The 26,563-nt window shown below is 65.6% G+C and carries 21 protein-coding genes and 1 tRNA gene; 9 read left to right on the top strand and 13 right to left on the bottom strand.

Annotated features, from left to right (window positions below; genetic code table 11):
- Positions 1–277: 277 nt before the first annotated feature.
- Positions 278–3,760, top strand: coding sequence for an outer membrane beta-barrel protein (locus tag ACV7JP_RS11370; protein ID WP_457795793.1), 3,483 nt, complete (start codon positions 278–280; stop codon positions 3,758–3,760).
- Between the two features lie 63 nt (positions 3,761–3,823).
- Here ACV7JP_RS11370 and ACV7JP_RS11375 read toward each other — a convergent pair whose 3' ends face one another.
- Both ACV7JP_RS11375 and ACV7JP_RS11380 read right to left on the bottom strand, forming a co-directional pair.
- Positions 3,824–4,546 carry a LuxR C-terminal-related transcriptional regulator gene (locus ACV7JP_RS11375; protein ID WP_457795794.1) on the bottom strand — a complete coding sequence of 241 codons (723 nt, stop codon included), beginning with the start codon at positions 4,544–4,546 and terminating at the stop codon, positions 3,824–3,826.
- Between the two features lie 276 nt (positions 4,547–4,822).
- On the bottom strand, positions 4,823–5,107 hold the full coding sequence (locus ACV7JP_RS11380; protein WP_457795795.1) for a GCG_CRPN prefix-to-repeats domain-containing protein: 285 nt from the start codon (positions 5,105–5,107) through the stop codon (positions 4,823–4,825).
- 300 nt (positions 5,108–5,407) lie between these two features.
- Between ACV7JP_RS11380 and lldD the strand changes: the two genes are divergently transcribed.
- Positions 5,408–6,538, top strand: a complete 1,131-nt coding sequence (gene lldD, locus ACV7JP_RS11385) for an FMN-dependent L-lactate dehydrogenase LldD (protein WP_457795796.1) — start codon at positions 5,408–5,410, stop codon at positions 6,536–6,538.
- A gap of 180 nt (positions 6,539–6,718) precedes the next feature.
- Positions 6,719–8,446, top strand: coding sequence for an adenylyl-sulfate kinase (cysC, locus tag ACV7JP_RS11390; RefSeq protein ID WP_457795797.1), 1,728 nt, complete (start codon positions 6,719–6,721; stop codon positions 8,444–8,446).
- Between the two features lie 132 nt (positions 8,447–8,578).
- Here the strand turns inward: cysC and ACV7JP_RS11395 are convergent.
- From ACV7JP_RS11395 to ACV7JP_RS11405, 3 genes are all read right to left on the bottom strand, one after another.
- Positions 8,579–8,654: transfer RNA gene (locus ACV7JP_RS11395), tRNA-Ala, on the bottom strand.
- Between the two features lie 225 nt (positions 8,655–8,879).
- On the bottom strand, positions 8,880–10,241 hold the full coding sequence (locus tag ACV7JP_RS11400) for a PleD family two-component system response regulator (RefSeq protein ID WP_457795798.1): 1,362 nt from the start codon (positions 10,239–10,241) through the stop codon (positions 8,880–8,882).
- 14 nt (positions 10,242–10,255) lie between these two features.
- Complete coding sequence (locus tag ACV7JP_RS11405; protein ID WP_457795799.1) at positions 10,256–10,630, bottom strand: response regulator; 375 nt, start codon at positions 10,628–10,630, stop codon at positions 10,256–10,258.
- A gap of 90 nt (positions 10,631–10,720) precedes the next feature.
- Here ACV7JP_RS11405 and ACV7JP_RS11410 point away from each other — a divergent pair, with 90 nt between their 5' ends.
- The gene (locus tag ACV7JP_RS11410; protein ID WP_457795800.1) at positions 10,721–11,047 is read left to right on the top strand and encodes a DUF3572 domain-containing protein; all 327 of its coding nucleotides are present in this window, start codon (positions 10,721–10,723) and stop codon (positions 11,045–11,047) included.
- Positions 11,048–11,119: 72 nt separating this feature from the next.
- Here ACV7JP_RS11410 and ACV7JP_RS11415 read toward each other — a convergent pair whose 3' ends face one another.
- Entirely contained in the window at positions 11,120–11,530 is a 411-nt protein-coding gene (locus ACV7JP_RS11415; RefSeq protein ID WP_457795801.1) for a GlcG/HbpS family heme-binding protein, read from the bottom strand.
- A 160-nt stretch (positions 11,531–11,690) separates the two neighbouring features.
- On the opposite strand from ACV7JP_RS11415, the gene ACV7JP_RS11420 reads away from it, so the two are divergent.
- Genes ACV7JP_RS11420 through ACV7JP_RS11435 form a run of 4 tightly spaced genes read left to right on the top strand, consistent with a single transcriptional unit; the run spans position 11,691 to position 16,008 of the window.
- Positions 11,691–13,181, top strand: coding sequence for an FAD-linked oxidase C-terminal domain-containing protein (locus ACV7JP_RS11420; RefSeq protein WP_457795802.1), 1,491 nt, complete (start codon positions 11,691–11,693; stop codon positions 13,179–13,181).
- Positions 13,181–14,398 carry a glycolate oxidase subunit GlcE gene (gene glcE, locus ACV7JP_RS11425; protein WP_457795803.1) on the top strand — a complete coding sequence of 406 codons (1,218 nt, stop codon included), beginning with the start codon at positions 13,181–13,183 and terminating at the stop codon, positions 14,396–14,398. Before ACV7JP_RS11420 ends, glcE begins: the two co-directional genes overlap by 1 nt.
- A 1-nt stretch (position 14,399) precedes the next feature.
- Complete coding sequence (gene glcF / locus ACV7JP_RS11430) at positions 14,400–15,686, top strand: glycolate oxidase subunit GlcF (protein ID WP_457795804.1); 1,287 nt, start codon at positions 14,400–14,402, stop codon at positions 15,684–15,686.
- 31 nt (positions 15,687–15,717) lie between these two features.
- Entirely contained in the window at positions 15,718–16,008 is a 291-nt protein-coding gene (locus ACV7JP_RS11435) for a nucleotidyltransferase family protein (RefSeq protein ID WP_457795805.1), read from the top strand.
- 351 nt (positions 16,009–16,359) lie between these two features.
- Here the strand turns inward: ACV7JP_RS11435 and trpS are convergent, their stop codons facing one another.
- The 3 genes from trpS to hslV form a co-directional block, all read right to left on the bottom strand.
- Complete coding sequence (gene trpS / locus ACV7JP_RS11440; protein WP_457795806.1) at positions 16,360–17,394, bottom strand: tryptophan--tRNA ligase; 1,035 nt, start codon at positions 17,392–17,394, stop codon at positions 16,360–16,362.
- Positions 17,395–17,505: 111 nt separating this feature from the next.
- Positions 17,506–18,810, bottom strand: a complete 1,305-nt coding sequence (hslU, locus tag ACV7JP_RS11445) for an ATP-dependent protease ATPase subunit HslU (RefSeq protein ID WP_457795807.1) — start codon at positions 18,808–18,810, stop codon at positions 17,506–17,508.
- The gene (hslV, locus tag ACV7JP_RS11450) at positions 18,810–19,373 is read right to left on the bottom strand and encodes an ATP-dependent protease subunit HslV (RefSeq protein WP_457795808.1); all 564 of its coding nucleotides are present in this window, start codon (positions 19,371–19,373) and stop codon (positions 18,810–18,812) included. Before hslV ends, hslU begins: the two co-directional genes overlap by 1 nt.
- A 463-nt stretch (positions 19,374–19,836) precedes the next feature.
- Between hslV and clpB the strand changes: the two genes are divergently transcribed.
- Positions 19,837–22,464: an ATP-dependent chaperone ClpB gene (gene clpB / locus ACV7JP_RS11455; protein WP_457795809.1), complete on the top strand. Its 2,628-nt coding sequence runs from the start codon at positions 19,837–19,839 to the stop codon at positions 22,462–22,464.
- 250 nt (positions 22,465–22,714) lie between these two features.
- On the opposite strand, the gene ACV7JP_RS11460 is transcribed toward clpB, so the two are convergent.
- From ACV7JP_RS11460 to hisF, 4 genes are all read right to left on the bottom strand, one after another.
- Positions 22,715–24,049: an IS4 family transposase gene (locus ACV7JP_RS11460; RefSeq protein WP_457795810.1), complete on the bottom strand. Its 1,335-nt coding sequence runs from the start codon at positions 24,047–24,049 to the stop codon at positions 22,715–22,717.
- A 198-nt stretch (positions 24,050–24,247) separates the two neighbouring features.
- Positions 24,248–25,207 (bottom strand): type I pantothenate kinase, encoded by a 960-nt coding sequence (coaA, locus tag ACV7JP_RS11465; protein ID WP_457795811.1) that lies wholly within the window; start codon positions 25,205–25,207, stop codon positions 24,248–24,250.
- The gene (locus ACV7JP_RS11470) at positions 25,204–25,527 is read right to left on the bottom strand and encodes a phosphoribosyl-ATP diphosphatase (RefSeq protein ID WP_457795812.1); all 324 of its coding nucleotides are present in this window, start codon (positions 25,525–25,527) and stop codon (positions 25,204–25,206) included. Before ACV7JP_RS11470 ends, coaA begins: the two co-directional genes overlap by 4 nt.
- 142 nt (positions 25,528–25,669) lie before the next feature.
- Positions 25,670–26,449, bottom strand: a complete 780-nt coding sequence (hisF, locus tag ACV7JP_RS11475; RefSeq protein ID WP_457795813.1) for an imidazole glycerol phosphate synthase subunit HisF — start codon at positions 26,447–26,449, stop codon at positions 25,670–25,672.
- Between the last annotated feature and the right edge of the window lie 114 nt (positions 26,450–26,563).

Raw genomic sequence — 26,563 nt, forward strand, 5'->3', positions numbered from 1 at the left:
TGCTTCGGGGAGGGGCGTCGGCGCCAGAATGGCCATCTTCCCTGGCCGCACGGCATGGCTGAAGCTTGGATACGTAGTTATACTTATGCCTACGTACTTATCCCTAGATAGACTGTTGCCGAATGGCATCATTCCGGAATTGATTGCCGAACGAATTGCGACGCTATAGTTTATTTTATGGAATTGTTTGTTTGCGGGGGAATATTATCCCGGGAGTTCATTCTAATCGGGCTTGAAGACTTTGGCTGGACAGAAGTTTTGTGCCGGGAAACGGGATTTGGCCCATCGCGCGCGCTGGCTCGCCGTCTCCGTCCTGAGCGTCGCCGCGACGACGGTCGAGGCTCAGCAAGTATTGAATCCGACCGTGCTCGAACCCTCGGCCAAGCCCCCGCCGGCGCGGACGCTCAGCACCGCCGTGTCGCGCCGTCGCGGCCTGGAGGCGCCGCCGGGCGCCGACAAGAAATTCGTGACGGTGCGCGCCGTGGCGATCGCCGGCGCCTTTCCCGAGCTCGCCGAGGAAAACGCCGCCTTTGCGCGGCAAGTGGAGGGCAGGAGGCTCAGCCTCGCCGAGATTTATCGGGCGGCCGGCGAATTGCAGGCCGCCTATTCGAAAGCCTTCCCCCTCGCCATCCTCTCGGCGCCGCGGCCGGATTTCGCCGACGGCGTCGTCCGGCTGGAGGCGATCGACGGCGTCATCGAAAAGATCCAGATTTCCGGCGTTCCGGAGGCGACGCAGCAACTCGTGCGCGCGCGTCTCGAGCCGCTGCTCGGGCAACGTCATCTGACGGCCGATGAATATCAGCGCCGCACGAGGCTGGTCGGCACGATCGCCGGCGTCGGCGGCCAGGCCTCGACCGCTCCGGGCGGCGGCGTCGACGGCTATGTGTTGAATGTGGAGGTCAATGAGAAGCGCATCGCCGCCTCTTCCGCGATCACGAACCGATTGCCCAAGGAGTTCGGGACCTGGGAGCTCTCGCAATCCGTCGCGCTCTTGAACGCGCTGGGCTTTGGCGAGCAGATCTCCGTCAGCGCCCTGTCGAGCACGGATGTCGACCGTTTCTTCGACGGAACCGGAAAGAGCCAGGCCTATATGGCCGAGGTCGTCGCGCCGGTCGGGTTCGACGGCCTGACGGTGGGCGCCGATTATCTGTCGGCGCGCTCGCGCGCCGCGCCGCTATTCACATCCCTCACGCCGAATCTGATCGACGCCGGCGAGCGGCTCACCGGCAGGTTCGACCGCGTCAGGGCGCGCGTCGGCTATCCGCTGTTTCTCACCGGCAATCTGACGACGCTCGTCCAGACGATCGTCGAGCATATCAATAACCGCAATCGCTATGAGCCCTATCCGCTCGGTTTCGTCGATCCGACCTTGTACGGGTTCTCCTACCCTGTCAGCGACGTCGCCCGCGACCGCTATACGGTCGCCCGATTCTCGGCCGAAGGGAAATATCGCGTTCCGTGGCTCGACAACGCCTATCTGTCGGGCCTCGTCGCCTATGGGCGCGGGCTCGGCGGCCGGCTCGACAGCGCCGATTATGTCTTCGGGCCGCCGCTGTCCCGCTTTGGCGCGAGCCCTGTCTTCAACCGCCTCAACCTCAAGGGCCGGTTGGACGTCGGCCTGCCGGAGCAATTCATCGTCACGGCGATCGGGCGCTTCCAGACAAGCTTCGGCGAGCCGCTCGTCCTGCCGGAGAACTTCCTGCTCGACGGTCCCGAGGGCGTCTCCGGCTACGCCTCCGGCACGCTCAATGTCGACAGGGGCGTTACGGCGCGCGCCGAGCTGTCGCGGCCCTTCGTGCTGCAGCTTCTCGACTATAATCACATCGTCGCGCCTTACATTTTCGGCGCGTGGGGCGAGGGCGTGCGCGAAATCCCGGCCCCCAGCCCGCTTCGGCGGCTCCGGGCCGAGACCTTCGGCGGCGGCGTGCGGGCCGACACCAATTTCACCGGCTCTCCCTACGGCGAATCGCTCGCGATCGAATTCGGCCGCGATTACTCCAATATTCCGTTTCGCGAGACGGGCTATCGCACCAATGTGAGCTTCAACATGCGTTACGCGGGCAATCCCCTGGCCCCGGACGCGACGCCGGTCTCGACGGCCGGCGTGCTGAAGAAGGGGCCGCCGGCGGCGCCGGCGCCGACGCTTTGGCAGGGGTTCTATGCGGGCCTCAATGTGGGCTACTCATGGGATCCGCTGCCGCTCATCGCCACCTCCGGCGCCCCCCTTACGGCGGGGATCGACAGTCTGTTCCCGCCGGGCTTCGAGGCGGATCCGCCCTATTGGGCCGCGTCGCTCGCCGGCGCGAAGGGCCGGTCGCTCGCCGCGGGCGGCGGCTTCGTCGGCGGCGGCCAGGCGGGCTACAACATCCAAGCGGGCGGCTTCGTCTTCGGCCTCGAAACCGATATTCAGGGCGCGAACGCCCGGACGCGGCACGGGCTGTGGAACGGCAGCTACGCCTATCTGCCGGCGATCCCGGATGTTGATTTCGTCTACTCCACCGTGAACCACACGAAGAATGTCGATTGGCTCGGCACGGCGCGCGGACGCGTGGGCTATCTCGTCGCGCCGACCTTGCTCGGCTATGCGACGGGCGGCCTCGCTTATGGCGACGCGCGGGCGAGCTCCTTCGTCCGGCAAAACTGGGCGCTTGGCGGACCCCTCGGCGCCTTGCTTCAGTCGTCGGGATCGACAGGCGGCTTTTCGGGTCTTCTCGCCGGCTGGACGATCGGCGGGGGGCTCGAATGGATGTTCGCGCCCGGCGCCAGCGTGAAGGCCGAGTATCTGCATTACGACCTCGGGAGCGTGACCTATGGTTTGACGCCGCTGACGACGCTCTTCGCCGGCATTGGAAGCAACGTCGTCGCGCCCGTCGCGCAGACGCAATTCAGGGGGGACATCGCCCGCCTCGGCCTGAATTATCACTTCGGCCAATCCGGCTTCGCCGAATCGTCCCTGATCAAGCCGGCCGCTTTCGCTTCCGGCTTCTATGCGGGCCTCAACTCCGGCTATTCGTGGGATTCGTCTCCCAATGTCGCGACCGCTGCGATTCCCGCCGGAACGGGACTCGATCAGGCGCTGCTCAGCACGTTCGGGCCCGCCGCGGCGGCGAGCGCGGCCGGAGTCGCGAGAACCCCCGCCAGCGGAGCCTTTGGCGGCGGCCAGACGGGCTATAATTACCGCCTCGACCGCTATGTCGCGGGCGTCGAAGCCGATCTGCAGGGGGCGGCCATGAGCGGGCGCGGCGGCTATGCCGGCGTCGCGCCGGGAACGATCGCGGGCGCGCCGCTCGCGGCCTCGGCCTCGTCGGCGCAGATCGAGAAGACGCTCGACTGGTTCGGCACTCTGCGCCTTCGCGGCGGCTATCTCGTGACGCCCTCAATCCTCGCCTATGGAACGGGCGGCTTCGCCTATGGCGGCGCGACGCTGGAGAATCGGGTGGCGAATCTCACCGACGCGGGGGCCATCAATCTCCAGTCGATGAGCTCGATCGGCGCCTTGTCGACCGGCCGCGTCGGCTGGACGGTGGGCGGCGGCCTCGAATGGAAATTCGCGCCCGCCATGAGCCTGAAGGCGGAATATCTTCATTACGACCTCGGGCGCGTCCAATATGGCTCGGGCGCCGTCGCCACCTCGCTGTTCGCGGCCTTCACCAACACCGCCCTGCTGACGAGCGCGACGCGTTTTTCGGGCGAGATGGCGCGGCTCGGCTTCAATTATCACTTCGAGCCCGCCGAAGCGCTGCCGCTCCTCGGGGAATAGGGCGCGCAAAAGCAGAAAGGCCGCGGCGCCGGCGGGCGCCGCGGCCTTTCCGCTGAATGCGCTTTATGCGCAGTAAGGCGATCCGTCGTCGTCGCGCCGGTCGGAATCGCCGCGCACCATCTCGGCGATCTTGATGACGGCCTCGGTGCGGTTGCGCACCTGCAGCTTGCGCATGACGTTGCGAATATGCACCTTCACGCTGCTCTCGCTCATATTGAGCTCATAGGCGATCACCTTGTTGGATTTGCCCTTGAGCAAAGCGCGCACGACGTCGTTCTCGCGCGCCGTGAAATCGATCTTCGTCTCGCGGCGCAAGGAGGCCGGCGCATCGTCCTGCCGCGTCTCCATCAGAATATTGGGCGGCACGAACACGCCGCCGACGAGCACCAGCTTGATCGCTCGCGCGACGACCTCGAGCGGCGTGTCGCTCGGAATATATCCCTTGGCGCCGGAGCGGAGGCTGCTCGTGATCTGGGCCCGGCTCTCATTGTCCGAGAAGACGATGACCGGGACGTCCTTTTCCCAATGGGACAATTCCTGCATGAGCTCCGAATGCTCGCCCGCCATCTCCTTGTCGACGCCGCCGAGAATGATCACGCAGGCGGAAGCGCCGGCGGGATCCTGGGTCCATGTCCCCACATCCGCATAGGTCAGGATCGGGAGGTCGAGCTTCTTCTGGAGGCACAGGGCTAGGCACTCCCGGATGAGCGCTCTGGATTCGATGATGACCACGGAAGGCGAGAAGGACCCTGGCAAATGGGGCGTGGAGAAAATTTCGTCTCGCACACAGATTTCGTCTTGAGCTTCTCCAATCATCGCTACCCCCTACGCAAACGCATATGCAACGCGTGATCATGAACGCCCCTTGATTTTTAGCTGTATTTGCTGCAAATGCAAGACAAAATCGCTTCTCAAGCCAAGTCCAAGAGGTTTATTCAGGCTGAACAATAGTAAATACCCAAAAATTCTAGAGCGTTGCTGCTAAATTATGTGCGGTTAATACTTAAATCGAAAGTTTATTCTGAGAGCCGCGCGGCGGGGAGTCCCGCCGCGCGGTTTTGATTACCAATAATAGCGGCGCGGACCCCAATAGCGCGGCCCGTAAAACGGCCGTGGGCCATAGAACCGCGCATAGGGACGGTAGCCGCCCCACTGGCCGCCCGCGCGGCAGCCGCCCCAGGGCCCGCGATGCCCGTAGGGACCGCAGCCGCCCCAGACGGGGACGATCATGCCCTGCTCGAGCTGGGGCGCGGGAACCGGCATTGCCGCCTGGGCGGCGTCGAAGGCGAGCGGCAGGCCGAAAAAGGCGCCGAAAGCGGCGCCTCGGATCAAAAATTTCGACATCATGGCGACCATTTCCTCATCTGCTCCCGGGCCGGCGGGACGCCGCGCCCTAAGGAAGTTCGCCGCCGCGCCTTCCGGGCGGCGACAAGACCGATTCCCTCGGCCCCGATCATCATAACGCGCGAGCGCGACCGTCGGCGCAAGCCGGCGAGAGGAGCTGTCCGGATGGTGAATTTCAGAACGCCGGCAAGTATTTCCCGCGAGCGGCGCGTCGATTCGCCGATCGCCGTCGCGTGGGGCCTTGCGGGCGCGGCCGCGCGCTTTTCCATGCTATTTTGAGGCGCGATCTGGCCGGGGGCGTCGATGATCATTTCCAGCGTCGGAGATTACCGCGAGGCGGCGCGGCGCAGGCTGCCGCGCTTCCTCTTCGACTATATTGACGGCGGGGCCTATGGGGAGGAGACGCTGCGCGCCAATATTGCCGACCTCGCAGCCGTCCGGCTGCGGCAGCGCGTGCTGAGAAGCGTCGCAAAGCTCGACGTTTCCGCCGAATGGTTCGGCGAGCGGGCCGCGCTTCCCGTCATTTTGGGGCCTGTCGGCCTGACGGGAATGTTCGCGCGGCGCGGCGAGGTTCAGGCCGCTTCCGCCGCGGCGACAATGGGCGTCCCCTATGTCCTCTCCACCGTGTCCATCTGCTCGATCGAGGAAGTCGCGTCGCAATGCGCGCGGCCGATCTGGTTCCAGCTCTATGTGCTGAAGGATCGCGGCTTCATGCGCCATGTCCTGGAGCGCGCGCGGGAGGCGGGCGTCCGCACGCTCGTCTTCACCGTCGATCTGCCGACGCCCGGCGCGCGCTACCGCGACGCCCATTCCGGCATGTCGGGCCCCTATGCGCGCGAGCGCCGCATTCTGCAGGCGATGACGCGGCCCGGCTGGGCCTATGACGTCGGGCTGCGCGGACGCCCGCATGTTCTCGGCAACGTCTCCGACTATCTCGGCAGGGCGGTGAGCCTGACAGATTATATCGGCTGGCTGTCGGCCAATATGGACCCCTCGATCGGTTGGTCGGACATCGAATGGATTCGTGATTTCTGGAAAGGTTCGCTTGTCGTCAAGGGCGTTCTCGACGCGGAGGATGCGCGCGACGCCGTCCGCTTGGGCGCCGACGGCGTCGTCGTTTCGAACCATGGCGGCCGCCAGCTCGACGGCGTCCTGTCGACAGCCAGGGCCTTGCCCGCGATCGCCGACGCGGTGGGAGCCGATCTAGTCGTCTTCGCGGATTCCGGCGTTCGATCCGGCCTCGACGCGCTGCGTATGCTGGCCTTGGGCGCGCGGGGCGTCCTTCTCGGCCGCGCGGCGGCCTTCGCCCTTGCGGCGGACGGGCAGGCGGGCGTCGAGCGGATGCTGCGCATGCTTCAAGACGAATTGCGCGTCGCGATGACGCTGACCGGCCTGTCCTCCGTTTCGAAAGCCGGCAAGGATATGCTCGTCTAAAACGATGGGCGCGCGTCGCGCGGCTCTGGATTGCTTCGCTTCGCTCGCAATGACGTGGCGCGCGGGGTTCCGTCTTTGCGCCAGCCGGCGCTGCGGGCGACCGAAATGTCCGATAGAGTGGCCCGGAGAGGCGATGTCCGCAAAGGATATTTTAATGCCGGACGGGACGGATTCAAACCCATGTTTCACGCCCGCGAAGATTTGCTGATGCAGGGGAGCAAATCGCCTCCGCGTTTTCTGATCTGCGCCGCGGCCGGCGATGGCGGCTCGACCCTCGTCGACCGGGTTGACGCGCGGCGGAAGATCGCGAGCGGGCAGGCCGAACCTTGCGCTTCCGCGCGAACCCCTGAATTCGTGGTCTCCGACGCGCCCGAGCGCCTTATGGCGCAGGGGACATCCATCGCCGATCGCGTCATCATCGTGGTCGACTCCCGAGGCTTGACGGCGCGGGCGCGGCGACACGCCTTCATCGTCTCCCTATTCGGCATTCGCCACATACTGCTCGCCGTCAACAAGATCGATCTGGTGGATTTCAGCGAGCGCGCATTCGAACGGATTGTCGCCGATTATGCCGCCTACGCCTCGGGGCTGGGCTTCGCTTCGATGAGCGCGATCCCAATCTCCGCGCTTCACGGGGACAATATCGCGACCCGGTCGGCGAATACGCCCTGGTACGGCGGTTCGGCGCTGCTCGATCATCTCGGGACCGCCGGGCCGCATCACGGCGATGTCGGCAAGCCGTTCCGATTCGCCGCGCGGCCCGCCGATCGACCGAACCTGGAGTTCAGCGGATATGTGGCGTCCGGGAGGGTTGCGGTCGGCGACAGAGTTGTGGCGGCCATATCCGGGCGGCAAGCGACCGTCGCGCGCATCGTCAGGGAGGGTGGCGAGCTCCCATTCGCCGTGGCGGGACAGGCGGCGACGCTCGTTCTCGACGAGGAAATCGACGTCTCCGGCGGCGACCTTCTCGCCGAGCCGTCGGCGCGCCCTCATGTCGCCGACCAATTTCAGGCCCATCTCGTTTGGTTCGGCGATGACGAGCTAATTCCGGGCCGCGCCTATCTGATGCGAACGGCGGCGGACAGCGTCGGCGCGACGGTCACGACTCTGAAATATGGCGTCGCCGTGACGAGCTTCTCGCGCGAAGCCGCCAAGACGCTACGGACGAATGCGATCGGGGTGTGCAATCTTTCGACCCGACGCCCGATCGCCTTTGACGGGCGCGCCGAGAATTGCGCCACGGCCGGTTTCCTGCTGATCGACCGCCTTTCCAACGCCACGGTCGGAGCCGGGATGATCGATTTCCCGCTTCGCCGTGCGGGCAACATCCACTGGCAGGCGCTGACGATCGACAAGGCGGCGCGCGCCGCCCAGAAAGGCCAGGCCCCGACCGTGCTGTGGTTCACGGGCCTTTCCGGCTCCGGCAAGTCCACTATCGCGAACTTCCTCGAAAAGGCGTTGCACGCCAAGGGCAGGCACACCTTTCTGCTCGACGGCGACAATGTGCGTCACGGCCTCAATCGCGACCTCGGATTCACGGACGCCGATCGGGTGGAAAACGTCCGGCGGGTGGCGGAGGTCGCCAAACTGATGAGCGATGCGGGGCTCATCGTTCTCGTATCGCTGATCTCGCCTTTCCGGTCGGAGCGGCGGATGGCCCGCGAGATGACGCCCGACGGCGAGTTCATCGAGATTTTCATCGATACGCCGATCGAGGAATGCGCCAGGCGCGACCCGAAAGGACTTTACAAGCGCGCAATGTCCGGAAAGATTCATAACTTCACCGGCGTTTCGTCGCCCTATGAGCCGCCGGAAGCGCCGGAAATCCATCTCCAGACGGTCGGGCGCGATCCGCTCGAGCTGGCGCAGAAAATCGTCGCCTATCTCGAATCGAGAACGGCTTCGTAAGCCGAGCGCCATGCGCAAGCATCCGCCGGCGCGCGATAGCCCAGCAGTCGCGTCGACGCAAAGGTAAATCTAAGGTACGGATTTTCGGTTGAGGAAAGTAGGAAGCAAACCGTGCAGTTTGATGAGATTGCTTGGTGGAGCCAGACGGAATCGAACCGACGACCTCTTCAATGCCATTGAAGCGCTCTCCCAACTGAGCTATGGCCCCATCATTCAAGCCGCCTCTTGGGGGAGGCTTCGGCCGGCGCGCGGCGTCGACGGGCGCTGTATAGTTCAGCCGGGCTCGGGCTGCAAGCCCGGCGCGCGATTTTATGTCGAAAACGTCACAGGACGCGGAGCGCGCCGCGAAAGCTGGAAGCCGGTTTTTCGCAAGACGCGCGCAGCCTGAAATCGAGGGCGATGCCGCCACAGCGGGCGCCAGTCGCAGCGCGATCTAGGCGGCGGCGGCCGTGACCCGGTTGCGGCCCGAGGATTTCGAGGCGTAGAGCGCCTTGTCGGCGCGCCGCAGAAGCGCGTCCGCATTGGCGTCCGTTCCCCGCTCGGCGAGGCCGATAGAGGTGGTGACGGGAATCGTGCGCGTCGCCTTCGTGTCGATGGGGAATTTTTCGCCCTCGACGGCGGCGCGAACACGCTCCGCCACGCGTTCGGCGATGGTAAGCGGCGTATCGGGCATGACCACGACGAATTCCTCGCCGCCGAGGCGGCAGACGAGATCGGCGCCGCGCAGCACGCGCTTGATTCGCTGGGCGAAGGTCTTGAGCACCTCGTCGCCGGCGTCGTGGCCATAGGTGTCGTTGACCGATTTGAAATGGTCGATGTCGAGAATCATCAGCGACAGCGGCCGGCCCTTATGCGCCGCCTGGTCGAGCGCATTGGCGAGATGCGTCTCGAGGAAGCGGCGGTTGTTGAGGCCGGTCAGCGCATCGACCACGGCGAGCTCGATCGTCGCCTGGACGTTCTCGCGCAGGCTGTCCGTATAGCGCTTGCGGCGCAATTGGGTGCGCACGCGGGCGACCAGCTCGTTACGGTCGATGGGCCGCATGATGTAGTCGTTCACGCCGAGATCCAGCCCGCGCAGAACGCGGTTCCGGTCCTCGATGTCGGCGAGGAGCAGGATCGGTATGGACCGCGTGCGCTCGAGCGAGCGGAGCTGGCTGCACAGACGCAGCGCGTCGAAATCGGCGAGGTTGAGGCTGACGACGACGAGCTCGTAATTGTTCTCCGCGGCGCGGAACAGCGCCTCCTGCGGATATTGCTCGATCTCGATGTCGTGATAGTCGCGCAGCGCCGCGACGATGCGGTCGGAGGAGCCGGGGCGATCCTCGACGAGAAGGACGCGGCCGCGTTCGCCGTCATTCGCCTCCCGCGAGGCGAGGCCGAGATTGGCGGAAGTGTTGGCGCGGGCCCGCAATTCGTCCAGCATGATCTTGAGGCGCGTCAGCGACCGCACGCGGGCGATGAGCGCCATCTCGTCGACGGGCTTGGTGAGAAAATCGTCGGCGCCGCAGTCCAGGCCGCGAACGCGGTCGGCCGGCTGATCGAGCGCGGTGACCATCACGACCGGCAGATGCATGGTGGCGGGATCGGCCTTGAGGCGCGTGCAGACCTCGAAGCCGTCCATGCCCGGCATCATGACGTCGAGCAGGACGATGTCGCAGCGCCCGTCGCGGCAGACTTCCAGCGCCTCGGGGCCGTTCGTCACCGAGACGACGTCGAAATATTCAGCGGAAAGACGCGCCTCCAACAATTTGATGTTGGGCAGCAGATCGTCAACGATGAGGACGCGGGCGGTCATGTGGCTGACGTCTCCTACTTCTTTTCCGCAAGGAAAGAATTCACCGTCTCGAGAAACTTCGCCACGGAGATGGGCTTCGAGAGATAGGCCTCGCAGCCGCCCTGGCGGATTTTCTCCTCGTCGCCCTTCATGGCGAAGGCGGTGATGGCGATAACGGGAATGGCCTTCAAATCGTCGTCGTCCTTCAGCCAGCGCGTCACTTCCAGTCCGCTGACCTCGGGCAGTTGAATGTCCATCAGGATCAGATCCGGCCGATGGTCCCGCGCGAGCGAAATCGCCTCCACGCCGCTCTTGGTGCGGAGCGTCGCATGGCCGTTCGCCTCCAACAGATCGTTGAAGAGCTTCATATTGAGTTCGTTATCCTCTACGATGAGGACCGTCTTTTTCATGGGGGCAAACTCTAGAGACTCGGCGGGCTTTGACGCGGCAAGAGGATCAAAGGGGGAGCCGTTTCGAAGATCGATAGCATGGGAAGATTAATGAAAATCAGTCGCGATTCGTACACGCGCGGCCGCGCCGAGGCCGAGGAGCCGGCCGCGACCGAGCTCGCCTTGCGGGCGCTCGCCTTTCTCTCGCTCGATGAGAACCGGCTCGCGCATTTTATCGCTTTGACGGGGCTGGATTGCGGCGAGGTTCGCGCCCTCCTGGGCGACCCTGGTTTTCATTTGGCGGTTCTCGATCATCTCGCGGGCGATGAATCTCTTCTTCTCGAATTCGCCGCGGCGGAGTCGCTGCCGCCCGACTCCGTGGGACGCGCCCGACGCGCGCTCGGCGGCGGCGAAGATCAAGCGCCAGGGCCGAGATAGCTCGTCCCTGGCTTTGCGCGCCGCAGGACCGGCGCGCCGCCCTCGCGTTCCGAGAGCACTGTAAATAGATCGTTAAGTCCCCGCGGCGAGCGCATCGGCGCCGGCCCTGGCGACCATGCCGTCCTCAAAGGACTGCACGCCCGAAACGCCGATCGCGCCGACGACCTGTCCTTCATGCACGAGCGGCAGCCCGCCTTCCACCGGCGTGACATGCGGCAGGCCGAGCAGCGCCACGCGCCCGCCGGCGACGGTCTCCTCGAGCGCTTTGGTGGGGCGCTTGAACAGCGCCGCCGCGCGCGCCTTCGCCTGGGCGATTTCGCAGGAGGCGGGCTGCGCGCCGTCGAGGCGCTCCAGATAGACGATGAGGCCAGCGTCGTCGACGATGGCGATCACCACGCTCCAGCCGTTGCGTTCGGCTTCCTGCGCGGCGGCGGCGGCCACGCGCTTGGCGTCGGCGCGCGTGAGAACGAATTTCATCTTCATCGCTTCTCCTTGTTTTTCCAGCGGCCGGACCGCGCGGACTTGCGCCCGTTCGACGCCTCGATTAGGGAAATTTCGCGGGGCCCGAGCGGAAATCCCATAGCGGGACGGCCAGCGCAACGCCGCACAGGGCGGAACGACGCGCAAGGGGGCGGGAGAGAAAATGCTCATCATGCCTGCGCCGGAGCCGGAAATTCTCGCGCGCCGCGACGAGCTCGTCGCCCGGCTGCGGGACATCCTGCCGGCTCCGAACCTCATCGTCGACGAGACCGCGCGGCGCGCTTACGAATGCGACGCCTTCACCATGTATCGCGCGCTGCCGCTCCTCGTCGCGCTGCCGGAGACCGTCGCGCAGGTGAGCGCCATTCTCGCGCTCGCCGCGGAGATGAACGTCAAGATCGTGCCGCGCGGCGCCGGCACGTCGCTTTCCGGCGGCTCCATGCCGCTCGAGGACGGCATTCTGCTGGGGATGTCGAAATTCAACCGCATCCTCGAAATCGACTACGAGAACCGCTGCGCGCGCGTGCAGCCCGGCGTGCAGAACCTCGCCATTTCCAAGGCGGTCGAGGGCAGGGGCTTCTATTACGCGCCCGACCCGTCGTCGCAGATCGCCTGCTCGATCGGCGGCAATGTCGCGGAGAACGCGGGCGGCGTGCATTGCCTGAGATATGGTCTGACGACGAACAACATTCTCGGCCTCGAAGTCGTGCTGATGGGCGGCGAGGTCATCCGCCTCGGCGGCAAGCATCTCGACAGCGAGGCTTACGATCTGCTCGGTCTGATGACGGGCTCCGAAGGGCTTCTCGGCGTCGTCACGGAAGTCACCGTGCGCATCCTGCAAAAGCCCGCCGTGGCGCGTGGCCTTCTTGTTGGCTTTCCGAGCGTCGCCGCCGGCGCGCGCTTCGTCGGCGCGGTGATCGCGCGCGGAATCATTCCCGGCGGCATGGAGATGATGGACAAAAAGACCATCCACGCGGTCGAGCGCTTCCAGCCCTGCGGCTATCCGCTCGATGCGGAGGCCGTCGTCATCGTAGAACTCGACGGCACGCAGGCGGAGGTGGATCATCTCGTCGGCCTCGTGGAAGGGATCGCGCGCGAGGAAGGCGCGACGACCACGAAGATTTCGCACAGCGAGGCCGAGCGCCTGCAATTCTGGGCGGGCCGCAAGAACGCCTTCCCGGCGGTCTCCTGCATCAAGCCGGATTATCTCTGCATGGACGGCACCATTCCGCGCGCCCGCCTGCCGGAGGTGCTCGAAGGCATGGACGAGATCGCCAGGCGCGAGGGCCTCCAGGTCGCCAATGTCTTTCACGCCGGCGACGGAAATCTGCATCCGCTGATCTTGTATGACGCGTCGATCGAAGGCGACATCGCGCGCGCGGAGCGGGTCGGCTTCGACATTTTGCGCCTCTGCGTTTCCGTCGGCGGGGTGCTCACGGGGGAGCATGGCGTCGGCGTGGAGAAGCGCGATCTGATGGGCGAGATGTTCAGCGAGACGGATCTGGAGCAGCAATTGCGCGTGAAATGCGCCTTCGATTCCTTAAACCGTCTCAATCCCGGCAAGGTCTTCCCGACGCTGCATCGCTGCGCCGAATTCGGCATGATGCATGTCTCAGGCGGCGAGACGCCCTTTCCCGATCTGCCGCGATTCTGATGGACGCGGCTCTCGCCATTCTGGAGATTCGCGACGCCGCCGATGCGGCCGAGGCGCTGCGCGGCGCCAATGCGCGCAAGACGCCTTTCGCCATTGCCGGCGCGGGAACGAAGAAGCGCCTCGGCCGCCACGCGCCGCAGCCGCAGGAATTGTCGACGCGCGCGCTTACGGGCGTGACGCTCTATGAGCCGGAAGAGCTCGTGCTGTCGGCCCGCGCCGGAACGCCGCTGCGGGAAATTGAAGAGCTGCTCGACGCGCATCGTCAGCAGCTCGCTTTCGAGCCCATGGATTATGCGCCGCTCCTCGGCGGCGCCACGAAAAGCGCGACGATCGGCGGCGTCGTCGCCGTGAACGCCTCGGGGCCGCGCCGCATCAAGGCCGGCGCCGCACGCGACCATCTGCTCGGCTTTCATTGCGTCACCGGGCGCGGCGAGATCGTGAAGTCGGGCGGCCGCGTGATGAAGAACGTCACCGGCTACGATCTCTCCAAGCTCGTCTGCGGCTCATACGGCACGCTCGCATTGCTGACAGATGTAACGCTGAAGGTGCTGCCCAGGGCGGAGACCGAGCAGACCCTCATGGTTCTGGGTCTCGACGAAGCGCAAAGTCTCGCCGTTCTGCGGCGCGCCTCGGGCGCGCCGCACGAAGTCTCGTGCTTCGCCATGCTCCCTTCCGGCGCGGCGCCGCTTGGCCTCGGCGCGAATGCGGCGCTGCTGCGCATCGAAGGACCGGAGATTTCGGTGGCGACAAGGCGCGACGCGCTTATGAGCGAGCTTGGCGAAAGCGGCGCGGATTTCGGGACGCTGCCGCCGCCCGAGTCCGCCGTCTTATGGGCGTCGCTGCGCGACGCCGCGCCGATCGCCGCTTACGCCGGTCAGGTCTGGCGCGTTTCCGTCGCGCCGACCGAGGGTTTCAGAGTGACGGAAGCGCTGCGCCGCGCGGGCGCGCCGATTCTCGCGCACTTCTATGATTGGGCGGGCGGGCTCGTCTGGCTGTGTCTCGACTCGGCGCCGGACGCGCACGCCGGGACCGTGCGCGCCGCCATTGACGCGCATGGCGGGCACGCCACCCTCATTCGCGCTTCCGACGACGCGCGCGCGCGCGTCGATGTCTTCCATCCGCAACCGGCGCCGCTCGCGGCGCTCACGAAGCGGGTGAAGGAAAGCTTCGATCCCGCGCATATTCTGGAGCGCGGCCGCATGCGCGAGGCCTTTTGAGATGCAGACGCATTTCTCGCTCGCCGCGCTCGCGGACCCGGACATGGCGCAATCGGAGAAGATCCTGCGCGCCTGCGTGCATTGCGGCTTCTGCACGGCGACCTGCCCGACCTATCTGCTGACCGGCGACGAGCTCGACAGCCCGCGCGGACGCATCTATCTCATCAAGGAGATGCTGGAGAATGAGCGTCCGGCCGACGCGCGCACGGCGCGCCACATCGATCGCTGCCTCTCCTGCCTTTCCTGCATGACGACCTGTCCGTCGAGCGTGCATTATATGCATCTCGTCGATCATGCGCGCGCGCATATCGAGAAGACATATAAGCGGCCTTTGCAGGATAGGGCGCTGCGCGCCTTGCTTGCTTTCGCGCTGCCGCGCCCGGCCGTATTCCGGCAAGCGTTGCGCGCCGTCAAAATCCTCGCGCCTTTCGCGGGATTTCTGCCCCAACGCCTTCGCGCGCTTTTTATTCTCGCGCCGAAGACGCTGCCGGCCCCTTCCGAGATCGACCGGCCGCAGGTCTTTCCGGCGCAAGGCGCGCGCAAGATGCGCGTCGCTTTGCTGAACGGCTGCGCGCAGACCGTGCTGGACACGCGCATCAATGAAGCGACCGTGCGTCTGCTGACGCGTCACGGCGTCGAGGTGGTCGTCGCCGAGGGCGCCGGCTGTTGCGGCGCGCTTCCGCATCATCTGGGCCAGGTGGATCAATCCCACGCTTTCGCCCGGCGCAATATCGAGGCCTGGACGCGCGAAATTGACACGGGCGGCCTCGACCATATCGTCGTCAACACATCCGGCTGCGGGACGAGCGTCAAGGATTACGGCTTCATGTTCCGCAACGACGCCGCGCTGGCGGATAAAGCCGCGCGCATTTCGGCGCTGGCCTGCGACGTGAGCGAGCTTGTCGAGAAGCTCGATTTGCAAACAAGTTCGGCGCCGCGTCTCAAAATCGCCTATCACTCGGCCTGTTCGCTTCAGCACGGCCAGAAGATTACGCGCCAGCCGGTCGAAGCGCTGACGCGCGCCGGCTTCGAGGTCGTCGCCGCGCCGGAGGGGCATATCTGTTGCGGCTCGGCCGGAACCTACAACCTTCTGCAATCGGAGCTGGCGGACCAGCTTCGCGCGCGCAAGGTTGCGAATATCGAAAGCGTCGCGCCCGATGTGATCGCCGCCGGCAATCTCGGCTGCATCGTGCAGATCGGGGCGGGAACCGCAGTTCCGATCATGCACACGGTCGAGCTTCTGGACTGGGCGACGGGCGGGCCGAAGCCGGAGCGGATAAAGGGCTGAATCCGTGCTATAGGACGGAGAAAGGTTACATATGCCGCTACTCGGCTCCCTGCATGCGAAACGTTCAGAGCTCGTCGCCGCCGCGCGGCGGCACGGCGCGTCCAACATCAGGCTTTTCGGTTCGGTCGTTCGCCGTGAAGACACTCCGACTAGCGACGTCGACATTCTCATCGATCTCGCCGAGGACCGGGGCTTCGGCGACTACCTCGCACTCGCGGAGGAGCTTGAGGCTTTGACGGGCCGCAGGGTTGATCTCGTCACTTCTCTGGGCGTCAGCCCGTTTCTCAAACCGATTATCGACCGGGAAGCGCTCGCCTTGTGAAAACCGACAGCGTCTATCTCGCGCATATTGCGGACAGCATTCGGGCGATCGAGAGCAGGGCAATTGGGTGAACGCTGGCGTGAGCTAATCCCTCCCCTTCACGGGGAGGGTGGCCCCGCGAAGCGGGGTCGGGTGGGGTAACGCTCCATCAATGTAATGGCGGCGCGAACCCCACCCGGCGGTCTTCGACCGCCGACCTCCCCGTAAAGGGGAGGTATTGGGCGCCAACAGTTCAAGCTTATTGTTTACGCGATTTCGGATCCGTCATTGCGAGGAGCGTAAGCGACGAAGCAATCCAGCGGCCTCTACGCGGCGCTGGATTGCTTCGCTTCGCTCGCAATGACGGGGGAATTACCTCAAGAAGCCCACAATATCCTTCACCGCGTTCATATTCTCGCGGGCGATGGCGCGGGCGCGTTCGGAGCCGTCGCGCAGCACCGTGTCGACATAACCCTCATCCTCGCGGATGCGGCGCAATTCGCCGGTGATCGGCGACAGCTTCGCGACGGCGAGATCGACGAGCGCGTTCTTGAAGGTGGAGAAGTTCGCGCCGCCAAACTCGGCCAGCACGTCCGCCTTGGCGCGTCCGGAGAGCGCGGCGAAGATGCCGACGAGATTGTCCGCCTCGGGCCGGCCCTCGAGGCCCTTTTCCTCGGAGGGCAGGGGCTCGGGATCGGTCTTGGCCTTTTTCACCTTCTGCGCGATTTGATCGGCGTCGTCGGAGAGATTGATGCGCGAATAATCGGAGGCGTCCGATTTCGACATTTTCTTCGTGCCGTCGCGCAGACTCATCACGCGCGTCGCGGGGCCGGAAATCAGCGGCTCGGGCAGCGGGAAGAAAGCGCCGCCGAAGCCGTTGCGCTCGATCGACGCGCCGAAGTCGTTGTTGAACTTCTGCGCAATGTCGCGCGCAAGCTCGAGATGCTGCTTCTGGTCGTCGCCGACCGGCACATGCGTCGCGCGATAGATGAGAATGTCGGCGGCCATCAGCACCGGATAGTCGAGAAGGCCCATGGAGGCGTTCTCGCGGTCCTTGCCGGCCTTGTCCTTGAACTGCGTCATGCGGTTCAGCCAGCCGATGCGCGCGACGCAATTCAGCACCCAGGCGAGTTCCGCGTGCTCGGCGACCTGGCTCTGGTTGAAGACGATGTTCTTCTTCGGATCGATGCCGCAGGCGAGGAAGGCCGCCGCGATCTCGCGCGTATTGTTGCGCAGCTCGAGCGGGTCCTGGGGCACGGTGATGGCGTGCAGGTCGACGACGCAATAAAGGCACTCGAAGGCCTTCTGCAATTCGACGAATTTGACGATGGCGCCGAGATAATTGCCGAGATGCAGATTGCCGGTCGACTGCACGCCGGAAAAGACGCGCTGCGGAAAGTTGGACATGGGATCGCCGTCGCGGGTTGAGGACTTTGGCGGCGGTTATGACAATGCGCGGCCTTCGGCGCAAGTGCGGGGATGTCCCTCTCCCGCAAGCGGGAGAGGGAGGGCGCCTGTTTACAGAATAAACCGGCTCAAATCCCGGTTCTTTGCGAGATCGCCGATATGCTTCTCGACATATTCCCCGTCGATGACGACCGTCTCGCCCGCGCGGTCGGAGGCCGAGAAGCTGATCTCGTCGAGCACGCGCTCCATCACCGTTTGCAGGCGGCGCGCGCCGATATTCTCGACCGAAGTGTTGACCGCCACGGCGACCTTGGCGACGGCGTCGACGGCGGAGGGCGCGAATTCCAGCGTCACGCCTTCCGTCCCCATCAGCGCCACATATTGCTTGGTGAGGCAGGCTTCCGTCTCGGTGAGAATACGGCGGAAATCCTCCTCGTTGAGCGAGGCCAGCTCCACGCGGATCGGCAGGCGGCCCTGCAATTCGGGCAGCAGATCCGAGGGCTTGGCGACATGGAAGGCGCCCGACGCGATGAAGAGCACATGGTCGGTCTTCACCGGCCCGTGCTTGGTCGCGACCGTCGTGCCTTCGATGAGCGGCAGCAGGTCGCGCTGCACGCCCTCGCGCGAGACGTCGGCGCCGCCGCGGCCCTCGCGCGCGCAGATCTTGTCCATCTCGTCGATGAAGACGATGCCGTTATTCTCGACTTCGTGGATCGCTTCGCGGACGCTCGCCTCCTGGTCGATGAGCTTGTCGCTCTCCTCCGCGACGAGCGGTCCATGCGCCTCGTTCACGGTGAGCCGACGCGGCTTGCCGCGCTGCATCTTGCCGAAAATATCGCCGAGGGAGAAGGCCGACACGGAGCCGCCGCCGGGCATGTTCGGCAGTTCGAACATCGGCATGGCGCCGCCCGACTGCTGCAATTCGACCTCGATCTCCTTATCGCCCAGCTCGCCGTCGCGCAGACGCTTGCGGAAGGTCTCGCGCGTCGCGGGCGAGGAGGCGGGGCCCACAAGCGCGTCGAGGACGCGCTCTTCGGCCGCCTTCTCGGCGCGGGCCTGAACGTCCTTGCGGCGTCTCTCCTTGACCATCACGAGCGCGACCTCGATCAGGTCGCGGACGATCTGCTCCACGTCGCGGCCGACATAGCCGACCTCGGTGAATTTCGTCGCCTCGATCTTGAGGAAGGGCGCGTTGGCGAGCTTGGCGAGGCGCCGCGCGATCTCCGTCTTGCCGCAGCCCGTCGGGCCGATCATGAGAATGTTCTTGGGCATCACCTCTTCGCGCATCTGCCCTTCGAGTTGCAGGCGGCGCCAGCGGTTGCGCAGCGCGATCGCGACGGCGCGCTTGGCTTCATGCTGCCCGACAATGTAGCGGTCGAGCTCGGAAACGATCTCGCGCGGCGAGAAATCGGCCATCAGATTTTCTCCACCACGATGTTGTGGTTCGTATAGACGCAGATGTCGGCGGCGATGTTCATCGCGCGGCGGGCGATGGTCTCGGCGTCGGCCGGCGTGTCGATCAGGGCGCGGCCGGCGGCGAGCGCGTAATTGCCGCCCGAGCCGATGGCCGCGACGGCGCCGCCCTCGGTCGCCTCCGGCTCCAGCACGTCGCCGGAGCCCGTCAGCACGAGCCCCACCTGCCTGTCCGCGACCAGCATCATCGCCTCCAGCCGGCGCAGATAGCGGTCCATGCGCCAGTCCTTGGCGAGCTCCACGCAGGCGCGCATGAGCTGTCCGGGATATTGCTCGAGCTTGGATTCGAGCCGCTCGAAAAGCGTGAAGGCGTCGGCGGTGGCGCCCGCGAAGCCGGCAATGACGTCGCCCTTGCCGAGGCGGCGCACCTTTTTGGCGTTGCCCTTCATGATGGTTTGGCCGAGGCTCACCTGGCCGTCGCCGGCGATGACGGTCTCGCCCTGCTTTTTCACCAATATGATGGTCGTCGCATGCATGAGGGGCGACTTCGCGCCTTCGCTTTCCATTCTTGCCTTCCCGCGCAATATGTCTCGCGGATGTAGGGGCTTGAGGCGGCTTGAGCAAGGGCGGGGCGGGGACCTGCTCGGCGTCGTGCATTCTTATCGCGGCGCGGCCCCCACCCGAGATGGCGATCGTCCCCCTCTCCCCGCTTGCGGGGAGAGGGTCGGGGTGAGGGGCAAGACTGCGGCATGCGCCGAGATTTCGATGGCCGCATTCCTGATGCGAGAAGCCTTCTCGCGCGTCAATCATTTGCGGCGTCGCCGGCCCCGCGCCTTCGGCGTGACCCTCCCTGGGAAGGGACGGCGGTTCCGCGCCCCTTTGTCGCGGCTGCGCTTCGGCCCCGCGCCTCTTCAACTCCGGGCGTCCGCTCCCATATCGTTTCCGAAGGCCGCCGAAAGGGGCTGGAAAAATCAGACGCAGGGCGCGCCGCTCGCAAGAGGGCATGCCTCGAAGGTCACGAGGGGAAAGATGAATTTCGAGAAATATACCGAACGCGCGCGCGGATTCGTGCAGAGCGCGCAAAGCCTCGCCACGCGCGAGGGCCATCAGCAATTCACGCCCGAGCATATTCTGAAGGTTTTGCTCGACGACGAGCAGGGGCTTTCCGCCGGTCTCATCGACCGCGCGGGCGGGCGTTCGCGCGAGGCGCTGGCGAAGACCGAGGCCGCGCTGGCCAAGCTCCCAAAGGTCGGCGGCGCCGGCGCCGGGCAGCTTTATCTCGCGCCCGCGACGGCGCGGCTTTTCGCCAATGCCGAGAAGATCGCGCAGAAGGCAGGCGATTCCTACGTCACCGTCGAGCGCCTGCTGCTGGCGCTGGCGATGGAGAAGGACACCGAGGCCGCGAAGATCCTGCGCGACGCGGGCGTGACGCCGCAGACGCTGAACGCCGCGATCGAGGATCTGCGCAAGGGCCGCACGGCCGATACGGCTTCGGCCGAGAACCAGTATGACGCGCTCAAGAAATACGCCCGCGACCTCACCGAAGCGGCGCGCGAGGGCAAGCTCGATCCGGTGATCGGCCGCGACGAAGAGATTCGCCGCACCGTGCAGGTGCTGTCGCGCCGCACGAAGAACAATCCCGTGCTGATCGGCGAGCCCGGCGTCGGCAAGACGGCGATCGTCGAAGGGCTTGCGCTGCGCATCGTCAATGGCGACGTGCCGGAATCGTTGGAGGATAAAAAGCTGCTCGCGCTCGACATGGGCGCGCTCATCGCCGGCGCGAAATATCGCGGCGAGTTCGAGGAGCGCCTCAAGGCCGTGCTTAACGAGATCACGGCCGCCGAGGGCAGGATCATCCTCTTCATCGACGAAATGCACACGCTGGTCGGCGCCGGCAAGGCGGACGGCGCGATGGACGCGTCCAACCTGCTGAAGCCCGCGCTTGCGCGCGGCGAGCTGCATTGCGTCGGCGCGACCACGCTCGACGAATATCGCAAGCATGTGGAGAAGGACGCGGCGCTGGCCCGTCGCTTCCAGCCCGTCTTCGTCGACGAGCCGACGGTCGAGGACACGATCTCGATTCTGCGCGGGCTGAAAGAAAAATACGAGATGCATCACGGCGTGCGCATCACGGATAGCGCGATCGTGGCGGCGGCGACTTTGTCCAACCGCTACATCTCCGACCGTTTCCTGCCCGACAAGGCGATCGACCTTGTGGACGAAGCCTCGTCGCGCCTGCGCATGCAGATCGACTCCAAGCCCGAGGAGCTTGACGAGCTCGACCGCCGCATCATCCAGCTCAAGATCGAGCAGGAGGCCCTGAAGAAGGAGACCGATCCGGCGTCGAAGGATCGGCTCGCGAAGTTAGAGGGCGAGCTTGCCGATCTCGAAGAGAAATCGGCGTCGCTCACCGCGCGCTGGAAGGCGGAGAAGGACAAGCTCGGCAGCGCCCAGAAGCTCAAGGAGCAGTTGGAGCATGCGCGCAACGAACTCGCCCAGGCGCAGCGCCGCGGCGAATATCAGCGCGCGGGCGAATTGACCTATGGCGTCATCCCGGACCTCGAGAAGAAGCTCGCGGAAACCGAGGCGGCCGAGGGCAAGGGCGCGCTGATCGAGGAGGCCGTGACGGCGAACGACATTGCACAGGTGGTGTCGCGCTGGACGGGCGTGCCGGTCGACAAGATGCTGGAGGGCGAACGCGAGAAGCTTCTCCATATGGAGGAGGAGCTCGCGAAGCGCGTCGTCGGGCAGCGCGAGGCGGTGGAGGCGGTCTCGACCGCCGTGCGCCGCGCCCGCGCCGGCTTGCAGGACCCGAACCGGCCCATCGGCAGCTTCATCTTCCTCGGCCCGACCGGCGTCGGCAAGACGGAGCTCACCAAGGCGCTCGCGAACTTCCTCTTCGACGACGAGACCGCGATGGTGCGCCTCGACATGTCCGAATATATGGAGAAGCACTCGGTCGCCCGCCTCATCGGCGCGCCGCCCGGCTATGTCGGCTATGAGGAAGGCGGCGCGCTGACGGAAGCGGTTCGCCGCCGGCCCTATCAGGTCGTGCTCTTCGACGAGATCGAGAAGGCGCATCCGGACGTGTTCAATGTGCTGCTGCAGGTGCTCGACGACGGGCGCCTGACGGACGGCCAGGGCCGTACGGTCGACTTCAAGAACACGCTCATCATCATGACGTCGAATCTCGGCGCCGAATTCCTGGTGATGCAGAAGGAGGGCGAGGATTCGACCGCGGTCCATGACGAGGTGATGTCGGTGGTGCGTTCGCATTTCCGTCCCGAGTTCCTGAACCGCGTCGACGAGATCATCCTGTTCCACCGCCTGCGGCGCGAGGATATGGGCGCGATCGTCGACATCCAGGCGAAGCGTCTCCAGAAGCTCCTGGAGGATCGCAAGATCACGCTGCATCTGGACGGCAAGGCGCGCGACTGGCTCGCGGCGAAAGGCTACGATCCGGCTTACGGCGCGCGTCCCTTGAAGCGCGTCTTGCAGAAGGAGTTGCAGGATACGCTGGCCGAGCGGCTGCTCGCCGGCGAGATCGTGGACGGCGCGACGGTGGAGATCTCCGCCGAGGGCGCCGCGCTGACGATCGACGGCAAGCCGACGCATGGACCGGCAAAGCCGGTGCTGCGGACGGTGGGAAACGCGTAAGCGTTCGGGGCGGATCGACACAGCGCGCCGCCACATCCCTCCCCTTTACGGTCCCGCAAGGGGAGGGATTAAGCCCGAAGGCTCTCGCTTTCTGTTTCCCCCTGCGGGGAGAGTTTCCGACTATTCCATCGTCATTGCGAGCGGAGCGAAGCAATCCAGGAGCCGCGCCACGGCTCTGGATTGCTTCGTCGCTTTCGCTCCTCGCAATGACGTTGGATGTTGCTCCCTCTCCCCGCGTCGCCTAGCAGATTCACACATCTGTGTTGGTTAGCGGCGGCGTTGGTTGGGTGACGGCGATGGCGTATTTTCCGTGCTGGAATTTGAGCCATCCGGCGAGCATGACGACGGGGCCGGGTTTTCCGTAATAGCCGGTCCAGCCGCCGAGGCGGGCGAGCACCCAGGACGCATAGGCCAGGGACCCTCGCGGATGTGGGTTCTTCTGACGCTGCGTCTTGCCTTCGAGGGTGGCGCAATAGGCTTCCAGCAGCGGTTGGTCCTTGGGCTCGAAGGCGTCGAGGAGCGGGCGCAGACGTTGCGGGTCGCCGCCGTCCCGGGCGTGGACGAGTTGTTGGATCGTCACGGCCGCGATCAACGTCGCGGCCGCCAGGGTCTGGCGCGGCGCGTCGTCTTCCATCCGCACGGCCTCGATGTCGAAGCCGCCGGTCTTCATCGTGCGGAACAACTGCTCGATCGCCCAACGGCGTCGATACAGATCGACGACCTCGAGCGCTTGCGCGAGGCGGTCGACGGGGCGCGTCGTGATCAGACGCCAATGGACGTTTTCGCCTGGGGGCGGGTCGATCTCGCGCACGTCGACGAGATGGACCGCGATCGTCGAGGGGTCGTTCTGGGCCGCGCCGTTCCGGGGCCGCGCGAGATCAAAGCGCCCATGCCGGACGGCCAGTGTCGCTTCGCGCGCCGGCCGTCCGGGCCTCGCCGGAAGCGACAGCGTCGCCCGCCCGGCCTCCTCCAGCGCATCCAGGCGCGCAAACAGCCGCTCGCCATCCTCCAGCGCGCGGTCCTGCGCGGCGCGCACGAGGAGGTGAACTCCCGGCGGGCGCCGCGCGAAGGCGGAATAAATATCGCTCTCGCGATCGGCCACGACCGTGACCTCGCGCGCCAAAGCGCAAACTTTCGCCGCCGCCGCCGCGCCCTCCAGCCAGCGCCGGCTTTCCTTGTCCTCGATCGGCCGCTGACGCCGATCCGCCTTGCGTCCCGTCGCGCGTTCAAGGAACTGCGCGTGCGCCAGACCCACGATCGAACCGTCCTCGGCGTCGACGACGAGGGTCGGATGCAGATAGAGCCCGCCGCCGCCCTCGGACTTGACGACCGTCGTGTCCTGTATCGCCAGGACCGCGCGCCCGGCGCAACGCGCCGACGCGCGCGCGGCCGCCGTGGCGAACATCTCCGCGCCGGTCACCGCCCGATTGCGAAGAAAGCGCGTGATCTTAATCTCACCGGCCCGGTCGCCGCCGAGCCGACGAATGCGTATGCCCCCGCCGCCCTCCGCCACCAGCCGGGAAAGCAGAAAGGCCCCCTTTTCCAGTCGCGCGTCGCCAAAGCGACCCAGCGTCCGTCCGTCCATCGTCCGTCCCTCCGATTCCTTCAAATGGAATCAGACGCCCAGGCCACATGCAACCAAGATGTGTGAATGCGGTAGCCCCGCGTCGCGGGGAGAGGGCTGGGGTGAGGGGCAAAGCTCAGCGAATTGCCGGATCGTTCAAGCGGACGCTTCGCCCTCGCCCTCGCTTCGCTCGGCCTCTCCCCGCAGGCGGGGAGAGGTTTACAGCTTCCGCAGCGCCACTTCCTCGATCCGGTGATCCGCGCCTTTCGTCAAAATCAGGCTCGCGCGCGGCCGCGTCGGCGCGATGTTCTGGCGCAGATTTTCGAGATTGATGCGCGTCCAGATATCCTTCGCGACGCGCACCGTCTCCTCGTCGGAGAGATCGGCGTATTTGCGAAAGTAAGAGCGCGGGTCGCGGAAGGCCGTTTCGCGCAGGCGCAGGAACCTCTCGACATACCAGCGCTCCAGTATCTCCTCGCTCGCGTCGAGATAGACCGAGAAGTCGAAGAAGTCCGAAACGAAGGGAATTTCCTTCGGCTGTCGCGAGGGGCGCGCGGCGAGGACGTTGACGCCTTCCACGATGAGAATGTCGGGACCGTCGACGCATGTCGTCTCGCCGGGCAGCACGTCGTAGACGAGATGCGAATAGACCGGCGCGCAGACATGGCGCTGCCCCGCTTTGACGGCCGAGAGAAAACGCAGCAGCGCGCGGTTGTCGTAGCTTTCGGGAAAGCCCTTCTTCTCCATCAGGCCCTCGCGTTCGAGCACGGCGTTGGGGAGAAGAAATCCATCCGTCGTGATGAGCTCGACTTTCGGCGTATTGGGCCAGCGCGACAGCATCGCCTTGAGGATGCGCGCCGTCGTGGACTTGCCCACCGCCACCGAGCCCGCGACGCCGATAATGTAAGGCACCTTGCCGTCCTCGGCGCCCAGAAAGCGCTGCGTCGCCTTGAACAGGCCTTGCGTCGCCGCGACGTAAAGCGCGAGCAGGCGCGACAGCGGCAGATAGATTTCGATCACTTCCTCGAGCGAGATCGGATCGCCCACGGATTTGAGCCGCGTCAGATCCTCGAGCGTCAGCGTCAGCGGCGTGTCGGCGCGCAGGCTCGCCCATTCGGCGCGCGTGAAACGGCGATAGGGCGAGATCAAGCCGTTTTCTCGCGGACCGGGTTCGATCACTGTGGCGCTCCGCGTGCGGCCTTCTCCGCAAGGCCGGATTGCGCGGTGCGGCGGCCAAGCTCGGCGACGACGTCGGCGAGCGCCACGTCGCTTGCTTCGAGCAGCACCAGCAGATGATAGAGCACGTCGGCGGCTTCGCTTGTGAGCGCCTTTTTGTCGCCCGCCATCGCGGCGATGACGGCCTCGAACGCCTCCTCGCCGAACTTCTTCGAAATGCGCGGCACGCCTGCGTCGAAGAGCTGCCTGGTGTAGGAATTCGAAGCGCTGTCGCCGCGGCGCGATTTGACGAGCGCGGCGAGGTCGTCAAGGGTGAAGGTCATCGGCGGGCTCCATGCTTCGCCCATGACGATTCCCACCCCGACCCTCCCCCTTTCAGGGGGAGGCGCCGCGGATCGATGTGTTCGTTCCCTCTCCCTGAAAGGGGGAGGGTCAGGGAGGGGGTCCCCTGCGAATCGACAACTATCATCCCACCTTCTCCAAACCATCCAACCGCATCGGCAGGCCCGCCGCCGCCATATGGCGCTTCGCCTGCGGAATCGTATATTCGCCGAAATGGAAGATCGACGCGGCGAGGACGGCCGTGGCGTGGCCTTCGCGAATGCCGGCGACGAGGTGATCGAGATTGCCCACGCCGCCCGAGGCGATGACCGGCGCCCTCACGGCGTCGGCCACGGCGCGCGTGAGCGCGATGTCGAAGCCGGTCTTGGCCCCGTCGCGATCCATGGAGGTGAGCAAGATTTCCCCGGCGCCCAGCGCCGTCACCTCGCGGGCGTATTCCACGGCGTCGATGCCGGTCGGCCGGCGCCCGCCATGGGTGAAGATCTCCCATTTGCCGGGCCCGACCTGCTTCGCGTCGATGGCGACCACGATGCATTGCGCGCCGAACTTCTCCGCCGCCTCGCGCACGAATTGCCGGTTCGACACGGCGGCCGTGTTGATCGACGCCTTGTCGGCGCCGGCGAGCAGCAGATTGCGAATGTCGTCCAGCGTGCGCACGCCGCCGCCGACGGTGAGCGGCATGAAGCAGGCCTCCGCCGTGCGCCGCACGACATCGAGCAGAATGCCGCGATTTTCGTGGCTCGCGGTGATGTCGAGAAAGCACAATTCGTCGGCGCCGGCGGCGTCATAGGCGATGGCGCATTCGACGGGATCGCCGGCGTCGCGCAGATCGACGAAATTGACGCCCTTGACGACGCGGCCTTCCTTCACGTCGAGGCAGGGAATGACGCGGGCTTTGAGCATCAGTCTACCTCGGAACCAGCAATCTGCGTCGCGATCCCCATACCTCCCCTTTACGGGGAGGTCGGCGGCCGCCGGCCGCCGGGTGGGGTTCTGGCGGCGATAGCGATAGTCGGG

It is taken from the genome of Methylocystis sp. S23 (assembly GCF_054106005.1).